The sequence below is a fragment of the Streptomyces sp. NBC_01788 genome, from assembly GCF_035917575.1.
In the GTDB taxonomy this organism is placed as follows: domain Bacteria; phylum Actinomycetota; class Actinomycetes; order Streptomycetales; family Streptomycetaceae; genus Streptomyces.
On record NZ_CP109090.1, the window covers coordinates 3938529 to 3955422 of the forward strand.

The 16894-nt window shown below is 72.6% G+C and carries 15 protein-coding genes and 1 tRNA gene; 8 read left to right on the top strand and 8 right to left on the bottom strand.

Annotated features, from left to right (window positions below; genetic code table 11):
* Nucleotides 1-53: 53 nt before the first annotated feature.
* The 3 genes from OIE49_RS17885 to OIE49_RS17895 all read right to left on the bottom strand — a co-directional run bounded on the left by OIE49_RS17885 (nt 54) and on the right by OIE49_RS17895 (nt 3016).
* Nucleotides 54-1709: a long-chain fatty acid--CoA ligase gene (locus tag OIE49_RS17885; protein ID WP_326803194.1), complete on the bottom strand. Its 1656-nt coding sequence runs from the start codon at nt 1707-1709 to the stop codon at nt 54-56.
* Between the two features lie 117 nt (nt 1710-1826).
* Complete coding sequence (locus OIE49_RS17890) at nt 1827-2384, bottom strand: SigE family RNA polymerase sigma factor (RefSeq protein WP_326803195.1); 558 nt, start codon at nt 2382-2384, stop codon at nt 1827-1829.
* Between the two features lie 320 nt (nt 2385-2704).
* The gene (locus OIE49_RS17895; protein WP_100570455.1) at nt 2705-3016 is read right to left on the bottom strand and encodes a hypothetical protein; all 312 of its coding nucleotides are present in this window, start codon (nt 3014-3016) and stop codon (nt 2705-2707) included.
* Between the two features lie 366 nt (nt 3017-3382).
* Here OIE49_RS17895 and OIE49_RS17900 point away from each other — a divergent pair, with 366 nt between their 5' ends.
* Nucleotides 3383-4276 (top strand): bifunctional DNA primase/polymerase, encoded by an 894-nt coding sequence (locus tag OIE49_RS17900; RefSeq protein WP_326803196.1) that lies wholly within the window; start codon nt 3383-3385, stop codon nt 4274-4276.
* A gap of 57 nt (nt 4277-4333) precedes the next feature.
* Here the strand turns inward: OIE49_RS17900 and OIE49_RS17905 are convergent.
* Nucleotides 4334-4418, bottom strand: a tRNA-Ser gene (locus tag OIE49_RS17905).
* A 62-nt stretch (nt 4419-4480) separates the two neighbouring features.
* Nucleotides 4481-5908: a S1C family serine protease gene (locus tag OIE49_RS17910; protein ID WP_326803197.1), complete on the bottom strand. Its 1428-nt coding sequence runs from the start codon at nt 5906-5908 to the stop codon at nt 4481-4483.
* Nucleotides 5909-6169: 261 nt separating this feature from the next.
* Between OIE49_RS17910 and OIE49_RS17915 the strand changes: the two genes are divergently transcribed.
* The 3 genes from OIE49_RS17915 to OIE49_RS17925 all read left to right on the top strand — a co-directional run bounded on the left by OIE49_RS17915 (nt 6170) and on the right by OIE49_RS17925 (nt 8993).
* Nucleotides 6170-6997 carry a glycerophosphodiester phosphodiesterase gene (locus tag OIE49_RS17915; protein ID WP_326803198.1) on the top strand — a complete coding sequence of 276 codons (828 nt, stop codon included), beginning with the start codon at nt 6170-6172 and terminating at the stop codon, nt 6995-6997.
* A 92-nt stretch (nt 6998-7089) separates the two neighbouring features.
* Entirely contained in the window at nt 7090-7728 is a 639-nt protein-coding gene (locus OIE49_RS17920) for an ATP-binding protein (protein ID WP_326803199.1), read from the top strand.
* Between the two features lie 299 nt (nt 7729-8027).
* Nucleotides 8028-8993 (top strand): DUF5926 family protein, encoded by a 966-nt coding sequence (locus tag OIE49_RS17925; protein WP_326803200.1) that lies wholly within the window; start codon nt 8028-8030, stop codon nt 8991-8993.
* A gap of 351 nt (nt 8994-9344) precedes the next feature.
* Here the strand turns inward: OIE49_RS17925 and OIE49_RS17930 are convergent, their stop codons facing one another.
* Nucleotides 9345-9947, bottom strand: coding sequence for a hypothetical protein (locus OIE49_RS17930; RefSeq protein WP_326803201.1), 603 nt, complete (start codon nt 9945-9947; stop codon nt 9345-9347).
* Nucleotides 9948-10003: 56 nt separating this feature from the next.
* A complete protein-coding gene (locus OIE49_RS17935; protein ID WP_326803202.1) occupies nt 10004-10669 on the bottom strand; it encodes a bifunctional DNA primase/polymerase in 666 nt (221 codons plus the stop codon).
* 502 nt (nt 10670-11171) lie between these two features.
* Between OIE49_RS17935 and OIE49_RS17940 the strand changes: the two genes are divergently transcribed.
* A complete protein-coding gene (locus OIE49_RS17940) occupies nt 11172-12707 on the top strand; it encodes a PP2C family protein-serine/threonine phosphatase (protein ID WP_326803203.1) in 1536 nt (511 codons plus the stop codon).
* Nucleotides 12708-12760: 53 nt separating this feature from the next.
* The gene (locus OIE49_RS17945) at nt 12761-14257 is read left to right on the top strand and encodes an aminopeptidase P family protein (protein ID WP_326803204.1); all 1497 of its coding nucleotides are present in this window, start codon (nt 12761-12763) and stop codon (nt 14255-14257) included.
* Between the two features lie 190 nt (nt 14258-14447).
* Here OIE49_RS17945 and OIE49_RS17950 read toward each other — a convergent pair whose 3' ends face one another.
* The gene (locus OIE49_RS17950; protein ID WP_326803205.1) at nt 14448-14894 is read right to left on the bottom strand and encodes an ATP-binding protein; all 447 of its coding nucleotides are present in this window, start codon (nt 14892-14894) and stop codon (nt 14448-14450) included.
* Between the two features lie 223 nt (nt 14895-15117).
* Between OIE49_RS17950 and OIE49_RS17955 the strand changes: the two genes are divergently transcribed.
* Both OIE49_RS17955 and OIE49_RS17960 read left to right on the top strand, forming a co-directional pair.
* Nucleotides 15118-15957, top strand: a complete 840-nt coding sequence (locus OIE49_RS17955) for a hypothetical protein (RefSeq protein WP_326803206.1) — start codon at nt 15118-15120, stop codon at nt 15955-15957.
* Between the two features lie 160 nt (nt 15958-16117).
* Nucleotides 16118-16846, top strand: coding sequence for a YcnI family copper-binding membrane protein (locus OIE49_RS17960; protein WP_326803207.1), 729 nt, complete (start codon nt 16118-16120; stop codon nt 16844-16846).
* The last annotated feature ends 48 nt before the right edge of the window (nt 16847-16894 follow it).

The following is a 16894-nucleotide window of genomic DNA, read 5'->3' on the forward strand; positions in this document are numbered from 1 at the left end:
GCTCCCCGCCCGGCGTCGTACGCGTACGCGCGCGCGTGCCGTCCCCTCCGCGGTCAGAGCCGGGTGACGTCCAGCTCCCCGGCCGCGTACTGCCTGCGCAGCACCTTCTTGTCGAACTTGCCCACGCTGGTCTTCGGAACGGTCTCGATGATCGTCCAGCGTTCCGGGAGCTGCCACTTGGCGATCCCGCGCTCCTCCTGGAGGAAGGCGCGCAGTGCCTCGAAGCCCGCGGTGGCACCTTCCCCGAGGACGACGGTCGCCAGCGGGCGCTCGCCCCACTTGTCGTCGGGTACGGCGACGACGGCGGCCTCGGCGACGTCCGGGTGGGACATCAGGGCGTTCTCCAGCTCGACGGAGGAGATCCATTCGCCGCCCGACTTGATGACGTCCTTGGCCCGGTCGGTGAGGGTGAGGAAGCCGTCGGGGCTGATGGTGCCCACGTCGCCGGTCTTCAGCCAGCCGTCCTCGCTGAACTTGTCGGCCGGGCGCAGCGGTTCGGCGCCGGGGCCGTTGTAGTAGGCGCCGGCGATCCACGGTCCGCGGACCTCCAGCTCGCCTGCGGACTCGCCGTCCCAGGGAAGGCGTTCGCCGCCGGGGCCGGTCAGGCGGGCCTCGACCCCGGTGGGGAAGCGGCCCTGGGTGAGGCGGTAGCCGAACTCCTCGTCCGTGCCGATCGCGTGGGCCGGTGGGCGGGCCACCGTGCCGAGCGGGGAGGTCTCGGTCATGCCCCAGGCGTGGCAGACGCGCATGCCCAGCTGGTCGAAGGCCTCCATGAGGGAGGGCGGGCAGGCCGAGCCGCCGATGGTGACCTGGGTGAGGGAGGAGACGTCGCGGGGGCGGGTGGTCAGTTCGGCGAGCAGTCCCTGCCAGATGGTGGGCACGGCGGCCGCGTGGGTCGGCTTCTCCCGCTCGATCATCTCGGCGAGGGGGGCCGGCTGGAGGAAGCGGTCGGGCATCAGCATGTTGACGCCGGACAGGAAGGTGGCGTGCGGCAGGCCCCAGGCGTTGACGTGGAACTGCGGGACCACCACGAGCGTGGTGTCCCGGTCGGTCAGGCCCATGGACTCGCTCATGTTGACCTGCATGGAGTGCAGGTAGACCGAACGGTGGCTGTAGATCACGCCCTTGGGGTCGCCCGTGGTGCCGGAGGTGTAGCACATGGCGGCGGCCTGGCGTTCGTCCAGCTCGGGCCAGTCGTAGGTGACCGGCTTGGCCGCGATCAGGTCCTCGTACTCGTGCACACGGGCGTGGGAGCCGTCGAGCGGGGTGCGGTCGCCGGGGCCCGAGACGATGACGTGCTCGACCGTCTTCAGGTGCGGCAGCAGCGGGCCGAGCAGCGGGACCAGGGAGCCGTTGACGATGATGACGCGGTCGGCCGCGTGGTTGACGATCCAGGCCAACTGCTCAGCGGGCAGGCGCAGGTTGAGGGTGTGAAGGACCGCGCCCATGCAGGGGATCGCGAAGTACGCCTCCACGTGCTCGGCGTTGTTCCACATGAGGGTGGCGACACGGTCGTCGGCCGCGACCCCGAGGTCCTCGCGCAGGGCGTGCGCCAGCTGGGCCGCGCGCTCGCCGATCTCGGCGAAGGAGCGGCGGTGCGGCTCGCTGTCACCGGTCCAGCTGATCACCTGCGACGCCCCGTGGATCGTCGACCCGTGGGCCAGGATCCTCGAGATCAGCAGCGGTACGTCCTGCATGGTGCTCAGCACGGCGTCCTCCCGGGGCAGCGTCGCTACGCGGTGGTAAGGGATGCGCCGATTCTGCTCACATACCGCGCGGTATGTCACTAGCCAGGGACGATCGATCACACAACGTTCCCACGAGTGTCAGCGCACGCGCACCAACTCCGGGTCCTCCCGCAGCTTGCCGAGCGCCCGTGACACCGCCGACTTCACCGTCCCCACGGACACTCCGAGCACCTCGGCCGTCTGGATCTCGGAGAGGTCCTCGTAATATCTGAGGACGACCATCGCCCGCTGCCGGGTGGGCAGCTTCATGATCGCCCGCCACATGGCGTCGCGCAGCGCCTGCTGCTCCGCCGGATCGGCCGCGCCGGGCGCCGGCTCCGGCTCCGGCAGCTCGTCGCAGGCGAACTCGTCGACCTTCCGCTTGCGCCACTGCGAGGTGCGGGTGTTCAGCAGAGCGCGGCGCACATAGCCGTCGAGCGCCCGGTGGTCCTCGATCCGCTCCCACGCCACGTACGTCTTGGTGAGCGCGGCCTGCAGCAGGTCCTCCGCGTCGCTCGGGTTCGCGGTCAGCGATCGTGCGGCGCGCAGCAGCACCGGCTGCCGGTCCCGCACGTACGACGCGAAGGACGGGTACGCCGCAGTCCCGGTCGCCGGAACGGCGGCTTTCGACACGCTGGTGCAGACGGGTGTGGTCATGGCTCCACGCTAGGAGCGGCACCCGCTCGCGCGGATCGCCCGCAGGTCCCGCAGCCGGGTCCGCCTCAGGTTGTAGGGGTGGGTCCGGCCGCACCTCCTGTAGGTGGAGGAACGGGGCGCGTGTACTGCGGGTTCACCCCTGGGGGACGTCCCGGCCGGCGCTCCGGGCGAGCAGGTCACTGCGCCGCGGCCGCACGGAACACGACTGCGCGGCGGTACCGAAGTACCGCCGCGCAGAGGTGTGTTACGTCCCCACGAGCACACCCACCAGGGAGTTCAGGGCCGGCAGGTCCCCAGATCGCACGCCGGCCCGCCCCGGCTCACCAGAGCCGGGTGAAGTGGACGACGACGTTCCTGTTGCCCTGCTGGATGGCCGTGAACGCGGAGCGGCTGACCTGTGCGGTGTTGCTCTGGTTCGTGGCGCCCGAGCCGACCGCCTGCTGCTGCGTCGTGGACGAGTTGCCGCTGTTGTCACGGCCGACCCCGCTGCCGACGACGCCGGCGACGCCCGCGTTCGATCCGTCGCCCGCGACGGCTCCCGTGTCCGCGGCGGCGACGCCGGTGAAGAGCGCCGCGGCGAGGGGGATGGCCGCGGCTGCGGCGAGAACACGGGCGGTACGGATGCTTGCCATGTTGCTCCTCCAGTACGAGGTACGCGCCGGCTGCCTTGCCGGGAGTACATGAAGTACGGCTTTCGCCTGGACAGTTGGCCGACCGTCCGGGCCTTCTCACGACGTCGCGAGATCAGAGTTGCCCATCGGAACCCGGCGAACCACCCCGGAGCGCCCGATTCGCACGCAAGCGTGAGGACAAGTCGATAAACCCCTTTCGCCGCCTTTTCTGTCGCCCCGGACCGCGGCGGGGGCGGCGCGGACCGCTGCTCCCCAAGCGCCGCAAGGGCCGAGGCACCTTTCGAGAAGCCGCCCGAAATCCCGGCCTTCCGGCGCGCCGCGCCCACCCCTCTTCCCTTTCTCGAACGTACGTACGAACATAGAAGCATGGCCACCATCGACCGGCAGGCCACGACGCTGGCCCTCGCGCACGCCCTGTCAGCCGCCGAACGCGGACTGGCCGTCATCCCCCTGTCCCGGACGAAACTCCCGGCCCTGCGCTCCCCGCACCGCGACGGCCCCGGCCCGACGGGCCCGCCCGGTCCGCCATGTCCGACCTGCCACGGCGAGTGCGGGCGCTTCGGTCACGGGGTGTACGACGCCTCCAGCGACCCGGCCCGCATCCGGCAACTGTTCGCCGCCGCGCCCTGGGCCACCGGCTACGGCATCGCCTGCGGACTGCCCCCGCACCATCTGATCGGCGTCGACCTGGACACCAAGAGCGGCACGGACGCCGCGACGGCCCTGCGCGAGCTCGCCCTGCGCCATCTGTTCACCATCCCCGCCACGGTGGTCGTGCTGACCCCCAGCGGCGGCCGCCACCTGTGGCTGAGCGGGCCGCCCGACGTCGTCGTCCCCAACTCGGCCGGCCGCCTGGCCCCCGGCATCGACATCCGCGGCGCCGGTGGCTACCTGGTCGGCCCCGGCTCCCGCACCGGACACGGCGTCTACGCGACCTCCCCCGGCACCGCGCACCTCGCCCCGGCCCCCTGCCCGCGCGCCCTCCTGCGCCTGCTGCTCCCCCCGCCCCGCACCCACCGCCACCCCGCACCGCCCTCCGCGGGCCGGCACGGCCAGGGCCTGGTGCGGTTCGTCCTGGACGCTCATGAGGGCCAGCGCAACACCCGCCTGTTCTGGGCCGCCTGCCGCGCCTACGAGCACGGCATCGGCCCCTCCCTCGTCGACGCCCTGATCGACGCGGCCCGCCACACCGGCCTGACCGAACGCGAGGCCCGCGCGACCACAGCCTCCGCAGCCCGCCTGACGGGCCACCACCCGTAACCCCCAACAGAACGGCCCCCGACCGGATCACACCTGGTCAGAGGCCGTTCACATGCGCGGTGGGTGTGGGATTTGAACCCACGGTGACTCGCGCCACGACGGTTTTCAAGACCGTTCCCTTAGGCCGCTCGGGCAACCCACCCCGCGCCGCTCGCGTGTGGCGGCGCGGGGACAAGACTAACGGGTTGGCGGGCGCGCGTGGGATCAGCTGTCGCCGATGCGGGAGCCGAGGGTCAGCTGCGCCATGTGCTCCTTGCCGCCGCGCTTGTAGGTGACGGTGACCTTGTCGCCGGGCTTGTGGGTCCAGATCTCGCCGATGAGGGTCGGGCCGGAGTCGATCACCCGGTTGTCGAGCTTGGTGATGACGTCGCCGGGCTTGAGGCCGGCCTCGGCGGCGGGGCCGCCCGACTCGACCGGGGCGGAGCCGCTGACGCCCTGGTCGGTGATCTTGGCGCCGCTGGACGTGTCCTCCAGGGACACCGACGCGCCGATCTTGGCGTAGACGGGCTTGCCGGTCTTGATCAGCTGCTGGGCGACGTACTTGGCCTGGTTGATCGGGATGGCGAAGCCCAGGCCGATCGAGCCGGACTGGCCGGAGCTGCCGAGGCCGCCGCTGCTCGTGGACTGGATGGCGGAGTTGATGCCGATGACCGCGCCGCGCGCGTCGAGGAGCGGGCCGCCGGAGTTGCCCGGGTTGATGGAGGCGTCCGTCTGCAGGGCGCTCATGTAGGAGGCCTTGCTGTCGGAGCCGCCGTCGCTGGAGGCGACGGGACGGTTCTTCGCACTGATGATGCCGGTCGTCACCGTGTTCGACAGACCGAAGGGCGCGCCGATGGCGATCGTCTCGTCGCCGACGGCCACCTTGTCGGAGTCGCCGAGGGCGAGCGGCTTGAGGTCCGAGGGGGCGTTCTTGAGCCGGATGACCGCGACGTCGTAGCCCTGGGCGTGGCCGACGACCTCGGCGTCGTACTTCCTGCCGTCGGGGAAGGTGGCGCTGAGCTTGCCGCCGTCGACGGCGTCGGCCACCACGTGGTTGTTGGTGACGATGTGGCCCTGGGTGTCGAAGACGAAGCCGGTGCCGGTACCACCCCGGCCGCCGCTCCCCTCGGCCTCGATGGTGACCGTGCTCGGCAGGGCCTTGGCAGCCACACCCGCGATCGAGTTCGGGTCGCGCTTGATCTGCGAGGCGCCGGTGTCGGAGGCGGAGACCGTGGTGGAGCCGCTGTCGTCGTTCCTGGCCAGGGTGTAGCCGAGGCCTCCGCCCAGGCCGCCGGCGACCAGGGCGGCCACCAGGACCGCGGCGATCAGGCCGCCGCGCCGGCCGCCGGGCTTGGGCGCGGGCTGGTGCTGCTGGTACGCGGCGCCCCAGCCGGAGCCTCCCGCGCCGCCGTCCATGTAGGCGGGCGTGGCGGGCGACGGGGGCGGCCAGGAGCCGTCGACGGGCGCGCCGGGGTCCTGCGGTGCGGGCGCGCCGTGGGCTCCCGGGACGTACGGGGGCACGTCCGGGGGCGGGGGTGCGACAGGGCCGCCCTGGGGGGCGGCCGGGTGCGGGGAAGCAGCGGGAGTCTCCACCGGCACGGGAGGTGCGGACGGCGCCGGCGGTACCGTGTTGCCCTCGTTCTCGGTGCTCACAGCTCTTCTCCTTGGTCCACGGCTGTTGTTGTCGGTCGCACTCGTTCACGCTCGGCATGCCCGCCGGCGACCCGGCGCGCACCAGCTGTGCATGTGCTGCAGATGTACGTAGTCAGCTTTTCCCACGGGCCGTCAGAGCACCATAAGCCGATGCTGTGGGTCCCGGTGCATTCTTTATATAGGTCATCTCACATGAAAAGGACACATTATCGACGGCTCTCCGCCGTCCCGCCCATTCCGCCGCGGTGGCACCATGGCGCGGTGACCCACGTACGGCAGCACCACATCCAGGTCGTCGCCCACCGCGGAGCCTCCGAGGCTGCCCCGGAGCACACACTGGCCGCCTACCGGAAGGCCATCGAGGACGGCGCGGACGCCCTCGAGTGCGATGTGCGCCTGACCGCGGACGGCCATCTCGTCTGCGTGCACGACCGCCGCGTCAACCGTACGTCCAACGGCCGGGGAGCGGTTTCGGCGCTGGAGCTCGCCGACCTCGCCGCGCTGGACTTCGGATCGTGGCGCACACGCGCGTCCTGGCGCGGCCGGGCCGAGGAGCCGGACTGGGAGGTGCGGCCCGAGGACCCGGAGGACACCTCCGTCCTCACCCTGGAGAGGCTGCTAGAACTCGTCGCCGACGCCGGGCGCCAGGTGGAGCTGGCCATCGAGACCAAGCACCCCACGCGGTGGGCGGGGCAGGTCGAGGAACGGCTGCTGGCGCTCCTGAAGCGGTTCGGAATGGACGCCCCCACCTCGCCCGCGAAGTCGCCGGTGCGTGTGATGAGTTTCTCGGCACGTTCGCTGCACCGGGTGCGGGCGGCCTCGCCGACACTGCCGACGGTCTACCTGGTTCAGTTCGTCACACCGCGGCTGCGGGACGGGCGGCTGCCGGCGGGAGTCGGGATCGCGGGCCCCTCGATCCGCATCCTGCGCAACCAGCCGGCGTACGTGGAGCGGCTCAAGCAGGCGGGACACCAGGTGCACGTGTGGACCGTGAACGAGCCCGAGGACGTCGACCTCTGCGTGGACCTCGGAGTGGACGCCATCATCACCAACCGCCCGCGCGCGGTCCTGCACCGGCTCGGCCGCTGACCGCCGCCGGTCCAGCCGCGTGACCTGCCGTCGGTCCAGCCGCGATGACAGGGAGTGCTCCGGCGCGTTCGGTGCGTGACCGACCGTTCCGAATGCGTCGCCGGACGCGATTCGGCCGGTTTCCGGTACAGGCCGGTGGGGCATCCACTCCGTGGCGTGGGGCGAAGGAGGTCTCGGGGGTGGCGTTGGTGGTGGCACAGGAGGTGCCCACGTCGTCGAGCATGGCCGTACCCCATGGCCCTGCGGGCGTGGGGGAAGCAAGGCGCCGGATGCGTGATCAACTGCGCGGCGGCGGCGTGGCGGAATCGGTCGTCGACGACGCCGTACTGATCCTTTCCGAACTCTTGAGCAATGCCTGCAAGCACGGCCGGCCGCTGCGCGGTGCCCTGGTCGGCGACGGCGACGTCCGGGCCGCGTGGCGGGTGGACGCGAGCGGCAGGCTGATCATCGAGGTGACCGACGGCGGCGGCCCGACCCGCCCGTCCCCGGCCACCCCCTCGGTCACCGCTCACGGCGGCCGCGGGCTGAACATCATCAGCGCGCTCTGCGACGACTGGGGCGTACGGGACAGCGTCGGCGGCGAGGTCACGGTGTGGGTGGTCGTCCATGAGGACGTGCACGACCCGGACGCCGGTCACCGTCGCGACGACTTCGCCTCCCGGGTTACCGCACCGCCGGTGGCGGCGGTGCCCGATCTGGGCTTCACGGACGCCTTCGGCGACCTGGACTGACCCCACGCGCATGTACGCCGCGCCCGGGCATCGCCCGGGCCGGACCGCGAGCGCGTCCGTGCGCGCGGAGCAGACGGCTTCCGTGCACCGCTCTCCGGGCCCGTTCCGGGCGCGGGCGGGCGCGCGCGAGGCCTGCGAGCGGGAGACCCCGGGTCCGTCGAGGTACTGCGTCCCGGACACGGACGCGGGGCCGACCGGTTGTCCACATTTCCCGCCGCGTCCACAGGGTCCCGTCGTTGACGGCGTGAACGGCTAGGCTCGCGCCCGTACGAGACGAGCCGTAACCGGGAGACACCCAGATGGCCAAGAAGCGACCCCAGACGAAGGCCAAGCGCCCGCAGCTCACGGATGGAGAGATCCCGGTCGTCGGTGCGCGCGAACCCTGCCCGTGCGGCAGTGGCCGGCGGTACAAGGCCTGCCACGGCCGGGCCGCCGCGCACGCGGTGACCGAGCTGGTGCAGCGGCCCTTCGAGGGACTGCCCGGCGAGTGCGACTGGGTGGCGCTGCGCGAGCTGGTCCCCGCCGCCACGGCGGGGCTGGCCCTGCACGACGGCCTGCCCGACGGCGTCCCGGCCGTCACACTCGCCACGGTCCTGCCGATGGCCTGGCCCGCGATGCGCCGCGACGACGGCTCGGTGCTGCTCGGCCTGCAGAACGACACGTCGTCCGGCGACATCAGCCGCGACCTCGCCGACACCCTGCTGCGCGCCCTGGAGGCCAAGCCCGGCACCCCGGTGCAGGGCCGCCGCGCCCCGGCCGACGGCCCGCGGCTCCAGGACCTGCTCGACCTGAAGGCCTCCTTCGAACCGGTGGTGCACGAGGGCTTCGAGTTCTGGGTGCCGGACGCGGAGAACGCGACGCCGGAGGTCACCGCCTCCCTGGAGCGGGCGAACGCGGCGGCCATTCCGACCGTGCGCCTGGAGAGCGTCGAGGCGGCGTACTGGTGCCTGACGCCGGAGAAGAACCACCTGCGCTGGGTCATGCCGCACCCGGAGGAGCAGCTTCTGGACGCCCTCGCGCGACTGCACGCGGCGGGCCGTTCGAACCTCGGTGAGGGCACCCGTCTCGTGGGCTCCTTCCGGGCGCACGGCCTGACCGTGCCCGTGTGGGACCTGCCGAGCGAGATGGGCGCCCAGGACGTGGAGAAGCCGGCCGCCGAGTTCGCCGAGCACCTGGCCGCGGCGCTGGCCAGCGAGGCGCCGCTGACCGGGGACGAGCGCCGGGCCCGCGGCGGTCTGACCAACCGGCAGGTCACGCTGAGCTGAGCGACGACCGGGCGGCCGGACCTTCGACCGGCCGCCCGGTCAGCCGTCCGGCCAGTCGCCGAGTCTGCCCTCCGGACAGTCTCCGAGGCGGCCGTCCGGCCGGTCGCCCGGTCACCGTCCGGTCGGTCACCCGACTCGGGCAGAGTGAGTGACGCCCGTCACAACCAGCGGGCGGCGCAGTCGAGTCGGTGACCTAAAAGGCCATGCACCCGGTGACTGGAAAGCCGGGATCGAATTTGCGAACTGCCGATCTCTTGTTACCGTTCCAGTAGCCCGGTTGCTGGTGCATCCCCCGTCGCCAGCAACCGGGCGCTTGCGTGTCCGCAGCCGTTCACCGAGCGCCGCGGCACGTCAACGGCCCGTTGCCATCGGCGAGTTGCTCCCCGATCGCAGCAGCAGCGCGGCCCGCCCGCCGCGCTCGGCGAACTCCGCGACGGCGCTGTACGCCGCCACCGCCCCCCGGCTGGGCTCCCGCGGCGTCTCACAGGTATCCGACTCTTCGCCCCCGGCTAGCGCGCAATGCGTCCGCACGGTGCGATCACCCGGCCCCATGAGGGTCAGGCCGGCCTCCAGGGGCCGCCCGGTCGTGTTGCGGTAGTAGGTGCGCGCCCAGGTGTCCGCGCCCTGGGTGAGCACACACGTCTGCGCCTCGACGCCGCCGGGCGAAGCGACCTCGGGGCCACAGCGCGCGGCGGTGGCGAGCCCCAGGCCGAGCACCCGCGTGGAAGGGGCCTGCGCGGCGGAGGGCATCCCGCCGTCGCCGCCCGGCAGGGCGCGCACCGCGGACCGGGCGTCCCCGCCGCTTCGGTGGCCGGCCTGGCCGGCGGACGCCCCGGCCGGCGGCAGTACGACGGCGCAGCCGACGACGCCCAGGAGAGCGAGCAGACGGAGGCACCGGATCGCGGGGCCGCCGCCCGGCACTCGGCTTCCGGGTCCGACGGAGGGACGCAGCATGAGGGGGACGATAACGACCCGGGGCGGGCAGTTCGCCCGCCGCGGCCGTGACACCCCTACAACTCGGGGGCGCTCACACCCGTACGAGTGAGGGCCTCCACCACCGCGTCGACCACGGCCTCCACATCGGGCACCCAGGGCGAGGCGGAGCCGGGCAGCGGGGCACGTTCCCAGCGGATCGGGCCGTCGCCGGTCTCGGAGGGGGGCAGGGCGAGGTAGCCGCCCTCGCCGTGGAAGCGGAGCGAGCCGGGGACGAAGTCCTTGGCGTAGAGCAGCTCGCCCAACTGCTCCATGGAGTACGGCTTGACGAGGATCGCCCAGCGCTTGGGCGAGGCGACGACCGGGCCGAGCCGCATGCCGACGCGGTCGAGCGCGGTGAGGGCGCGCGCGGCCGGGAGGGCCGGCAGGCTCACCGCACAGGGGGCCGTGCCCCCGGTGGCCAGGACGATCGGCGCGGTGGGCCGGTTGGTCCACCACCAGCGCACCATACGGGCGTCGGTGGTGGCAGCCAGGAGGCCGGGTTCGAAGGGGTGCGCGCCGGGCACCGTGCACTCCGGGTCGGGGCAGCCGCAGCGGTCGGGCCGCCGCGGATCCAGTGCCACGCCCGGCAGCACGGGCCACTGCCACCGGGTCGCGAAGGTCAGGGCCGCGCTGATCGGCTCAGGCCTCTCGTCGCTGCGCTGGGACAGGAGCCCGCGTCGCCTTCCGGGGATCTCGCGCATGAGCGCTCGTTCCTTTCCGTTGCACCGCTGGCAACACCGTGGACCACTCACACCATGTGTCGATCACTGACTGTGCGTACCTGTTGGCGCATCACACCCCTGCCTTCAGGCACGGGGAACCCCTATGGGCCGAACATCGGCTGCTTCCACGGCAGCCCCGTCCATACTGCGTCTACCAGAAGCATGGGCGTGGCGCGGGGTGGCGGAGCATGGCGTTATGCCGTCTTGTCTTCTGCTCTCCGCCGCCGTCACGCAAGGATGGGGCACGGTCGTCGGTGGTTAAGACGCCCGGGTCCGTCGCCAGGTTCCGGGTGGCAACCAACCACCCCTGGCCTTCTCCGAGTACGTACCCATCACGACCGCTGTGACGCTCTGTCGAGCAGGCCCAGTCGACCGCAACAGGCCGTCACCCGAGGCAGTTTCAAGCCAACTTCCTTTTTTAGCAAGAGGTTGGGAAGAAGACCCCCAGAAGCCCTCTGACACCAGGAAACCCGGCAGGACAATGCTGGACATCCCCTCACGAGTGCGTGTACATGTGGAGACACTGCTGGCGGCGCAGAATGACATGGGGGTTTGCGATGCTTTTGAGCAATACGCACCGGTCGGAAGGCCGGGCGCCATGAACGCCCCCCACCCCCCGAAAGTGGCTGGAATCGATGCGACGGTCCCCGCTCCCGCACACACTGTCGCGCCTCCACCCGCCGCCCCGGACACCTCCCCGAGCGGTCCGTCCGGCCCGCACGCCCCCCGCCCGGCGGGCGCCCTCCTGCAGGACCGGCTCGCCGGCTGGGTCTCCGACCTCACCACCCTGAACGAGCTCACCGAACGGCTGGCCCGTACGAACGGACTCGACGCCGCCCTGAAGGAACTGCTGCGCGCCGGAGCCGCCCTCGTCGGCGCCCGGCGCGGCCTCGCCGTCCTCGAACCGGACGACGGACTCGGCCCCGACACCACCATCGGCCTCGGCCTGGCACGGGCCGATCTCGGCCACATCGAGACCGTGCCGCGCAGCGCCATGCCGTACGGGACGCTCCTCGACACCGCGGCCGGCCTGCCGGGCGGCGACGGCGAGGACGTGCGTCCCGACCTGTTCTCCGAGGACGGCCTCGATCCGCGCCACCGCGAGGTGGCCGGCCGCCTCGGCTACGCCGCCTGTTACGCGCTGCCCCTGTCCACCGAGGCCGCCGGCCGCCTCGGCGCCGCCGTCTGGTTCTACGACGAACCCGCCGAGCCGGCCGAGCGGCGGCGCCATCTCGTCGGCCTCTACCTCCGCTTCGCCACCGAGCACCTGGCGCGCCTGCTCGACACCGAGCGCACGCGCGTGTGCATGGCGACGGTCTACGAGGAGCTGCTGCCCTCCCGGCTGCCCCGCGTCCCCGGTGTCCAGCTCGCCTCGCGGCACCGCACCGGCCCGCGCGGCGGCGGCGACTGGTACGACGCGCTGCCGCTGCCCGACGCCGCGCTCGGCCTCGCGGTCGGCTCGGTCACCGGCGCCGGGCCGGGCGCGATCGCCGCGATGGGCCGGCTGCGGGCGTCCCTGCGGGCGTACGCGGTGATGGAGGGCGAGGATCCCGTCGCCGTCCTGTCCGACCTCGAACTGCTCCTGCGGCTGACCGAGCCCGCCCGCTCCGCCACGGCCCTGTTCGCCTACTGCGAGCCCGCGCTGCGCCGGATCACCATGGCGGGCGCCGGGCACTGCCCGCCGCTGGTGCTCGGCGAACGGCGCACGGAGTTCGTGGAGACGTCCGTGTCCGCGCCGCTGGGCATGCTCGCCTGCTGGGAGGCGCCGAGCGTGGAGTTCCAGGTGTCCTCGGGCGAGACGGTGCTGCTGTACACCGACGGACTGCTGCACCGCACCGGCGACTCCGTCGACCGCGCCTTCGCCCGGCTGCACACGGCCGCGGCGAGCGTCCCGCGCGCGCTGCGCCACGACCCGGCGGCCGTCGCCGACCACGTCCTGCACACGGTCCTGCCGAACGGACTTGACGTGACCGACGGCGCGGAGGACGTGGCGCTGCTGGCGGCGCGCTTCGAGTAGGCCGCCCGGTAACAGGCACTTCCGCCTTTGGCCCCCTTCCGCACGACCGTACGATGGGGGACGGCCCAGTGGCTGTATCGAGGAGGAAGACCGTGGCGCAGGAGCTGCCGGAGACCCCGGAGACCGCCGAAGAAGAACCGATCAAGCAGCGGAAGAACGGCCTGTACCCGGGCGTGTCCGACGAGCTCGCCGAGAACATGAAGTCCGGCTGGGCCGACACCGAGCTGCACGACCTCGAACCGGTCGCCCAGGCGGAGCACACCACGCGCCGCCGCGCCGCGCTGTCCGCACGCTTCCCCGGCGAGCGCCTGGTCATTCCCGCGGGCAACCTGAAGACCCGCTCGAACGACACGGAGTACGCCTTCCGCTCCTCGGTCGAGTACGCCTACCTCACCGGCAACCAGACCGAGGACGGCGTCCTGGTCCTGGAGCCCACCGCGGACGGCCACGAGGGGACGCTCTACCTCCTGCCGCGCTCCGACCGTGAGAACGGCGAGTTCTGGCTCTCCGGCCAGGGCGAGCTGTGGGTCGGCCGCCGCCACTCCCTGACCGAGGCCACGACGCTCTACGGCATCCCGACCTCCGACGTGCGCGAACTGGCGGACAAGCTGCGCGAGGCCACCGGCCCGGTCCGCGTCGTGCGCGGCTACGACGCCGGCATCGAGGAGGCGCTGACCGACAAGGTCACCGCCGAGCACGACGGGGAGCTGCGCGTCTTCCTCTCCGAGGCCCGCCTGGTCAAGGACGACTTCGAGATCGGCGAGCTGCAGAAGGCCGTCGACTCCACCGTGCGCGGCTTCGAGGACGTGGTGAAGGTCCTCGACAAGGCCGAGGCGACCAGCGAGCGCTACATCGAGGGAACGTTCTTTCTCCGCGCGCGCGTCGAGGGCAACGACATCGGCTACGGCTCCATCTGCGCGGCCGGCCCGCACGCCTGCACGCTGCACTGGGTGCGCAACGACGGACCGGTCCGCTCCGGCGACCTGCTCCTGCTGGACGCGGGCGTGGAGACGCACACCCTCTACACCGCCGACGTCACGCGCACGCTGCCGGTCAACGGCACGTACGACGAGATCCAGAAGAAGATCTACGACGCGGTGTACGAGTCCCAGGAGGCCGGCATCGCGGCGGTGAAGCCGGGCGCCAAGTACCGCGACTTCCACGACGCCGCCCAGCGCGTGCTCGCCGAGAAGCTCGTCGAGTGGGGCCTGGTCGAGGGCCCGGTCGAGCGGGTCCTGGAGCTGGGCCTGCAGCGCCGCTGGACGCTGCACGGCACCGGCCACATGCTCGGCATGGACGTCCACGACTGCGCTGCCGCCCGGACCGAGACGTACGTCGACGGCACGCTGGAGCCCGGCATGGTCCTCACCGTCGAGCCGGGCCTGTACTTCCAGGCCGACGACCTGACCGTCCCGGAGGAGTACCGCGGCATCGGCGTCCGCATCGAGGACGACATCCTCGTCACCCAGGACGGCAACCGCAATCTCTCCGCGGGCCTGCCGCGCCGCTCCGACGAGGTCGAGGCCTGGATGGCGTCGCTGAAGAGCTGACACGGAGGTGACGGCCGGGTACCCGCGGGGTGCCCGGCCTTCCCGCGCCGGGACGCGCCCGGCGAATTCACGTACCTGGGGGGAGGGTTACCCCGAGGCTCTGGAAGCACTGGCGAAGCTCCTGGCCGACGCCTGAGGCCGCGCCGGGCCCGGGACACGCCCGACGGTCCGGCCCGCGTCTCGCGCGGCGCTACACCGCCATCAGCGGGGCGTCCTCACGCCACTTGAGGTTCTTGTCGAAAACCACCACCGCGCCGCCGCGGCCCGGCCTGTTGCGGATGTGGACGTGGTCGGCGAGTTCCTGGATGAGGTACAGGCCGCGGCCGTGCTCGGCCTCGCCGCGCGCGGCGCGGACCGGGCGCCGGCGGCCCGCCGGCGGAAAGCCGGGGCCAGTGTCGGCCACCTCGATGCGGCACTTCTCCCCGTCGAGGAAGGCGGTGACCCGGAACGCGTCGGAGGACTCGGTGTCCCCGCCGTGCTCCACCGCGTTCGCGCAGGCCTCGCTCAGGGCCACGGACAGGTCGTAGGAGATCTCGGGGTCGACGCCCGCGGTCTCCATCGTGCCGAGCAGCAGTCGCCGGGCGAGCGGCACGCTCGCGGCGTCACGCCGCAGATGGAGTGACCACCAGATGCTCATGCTCCAGCCTCCCGGCCGCGGCTCGACATACCGTTACGTATTGCCCCGAGTGCCCGTCCATAAGCACTGCGTCGACTCGGCACCGCGCGATCGGCGGACGCGGCGGGACGGGGAATCGGTGTATGTACGGGCCGACGTCATCAGACCGTGACTTTCCGGATCTACCGCATCTTGTGGACCTGCTGTACGGCGGACCCGGGTCCAGTGGGATGATGAGGCCGCCATGTCTGCCCCCCACCCGCGCACGGCACCAGCCGGACGCGGTCTACGGACCCTGCGGGCTGCGGTGTTCGCCGCGGTCTGCGTCGTGCTGGCCGCGGCCGGGCACTCGCTGGCCTCCTGTGCCGCGGTGCCGCTGTGGACGCTCGGCGCCGGGTTCCTCGGGGCGCTGGTCGTGGTGGCACCGCTCGCCGGGCGGGCGCGTTCCCTGCCGGGGATCGCGGCGCTGCTGGTGGTCGGCCAGACCGTGCTGCACGCCCTGTTCGGCATGGGGCAGAGCGGCATGGGCGCCATGGCCATGGGCTCCTCGGGACCGACGGGCTCCGCGCCCGTTCTGTCCGACGCCGAGCTCGTCCAGCGGGCCGCCCGGTACGTCTGCGGGGCCACCGCCGCCGCGATCAGCCCGGCCCAGGCCTACCGGATACTCGTCGACGCACACGCCTACGCCGGTGCCGGTGCGGGCCTGAACGCCCCGCACCACTCGGCGGCCTCCCCGTTTCCCATGGGCGTGGCCGCCCTGCTGCCGTCCCTGCCGATGCTGCTCGTCCACGTCCTGGCCGCCCTCGCCACGGGCTGGGTGCTGCGACGCGGCGACCTGGCCCTGCTGCGGCTGATCGAACTGTCGGCGCACGGAGTCGCCGAGACCGCGCTCGTACGGTCCCTGCGCGGGGCGCTCGCCCTGGTGCGCGCCCTGTGCGCCGGGCTGCCCACGGCGGCCGGTACCGGCCCGCGCCTGCCGCGCACCGCCGACTCCGCGCCCCTCACCCCCCACACCACCGCACTCCAGCACACGGTGATCCGCCGCGGCCCGCCGGCCGCCGCCGCACTCGCCCTCGCTGCCTGACGCGACGCGACCACCACCCCACCGAGCGGGCTTCCGCCGGGGGAGCGGCCGCCGTCGTGCGGCACGCGCGCGCGTGCCCGTCCGGCGGGAACACCACTGGTCCCGCTCCGCACGCGCACCCCCACACACCGGAACCCACTCGAAGCGGAGTGCACCCCTTATGAAGGCTTCCCGACTCGTCGCCACCGCCGCCGTCGCCGGCTCGGCCGTCCTCGCCCTGTCCGCCCCCGCGTTCGCACACGTCACCGTGCAGCCCGAGGGCGCCGCCGCCAAGGGCGGCTACGCCGTCGTCGACTTCAAGGTCCCCAACGAGCGCGACAACGCCTCCACCACCAAGGTCGAGGTCAACTTCCCGACCGACCACCCGCTGGCCTCCGTGATGCCGCAGCCGGTGCCCGGCTGGAAGGTCGACGTCACCAAGTCGCAGCTGGACAAGCCGCTGGAGATGCACGGCAAGAAGATCTCCGAGGCCGTCACCAAGGTCACCTGGACCGCCGACGGCAAGGGCATCGAGCCCGGCTTCTTCCAGAAGTTCCCCGTCTCCGTCGGCACGCTGCCGGAGGACGCCGACCAGCTCGTCTTCAAGGCGATCCAGACGTACTCCAACAAGGAGGTCGTGCGCTGGATCGAGGTGCCGCAGAAGGGCCAGGAGGAGCCCGACAACCCGGCGCCGACGCTTCAGCTGACCGCGGCCTCGGGCGGTGACGGGCACGACGCGTCGGCCAAGGACACCACCGACACCAAGCCCGCCGCCCAGACCACCGCCGCCGACTCCGCCAAGAGCGGCAGCGACACCACCGCCCGCGTCCTCGGCATCGTCGGCATCCTCGTCGGCGCGGCCGGCGTGGCCTACGGCGTACTCGCCGGCCGCAGGCGCACCACCGCCTGATCCGCGGCCAGTCCGTCACGCGCTCCGGGGGTCGTGCCACTCCCGCGT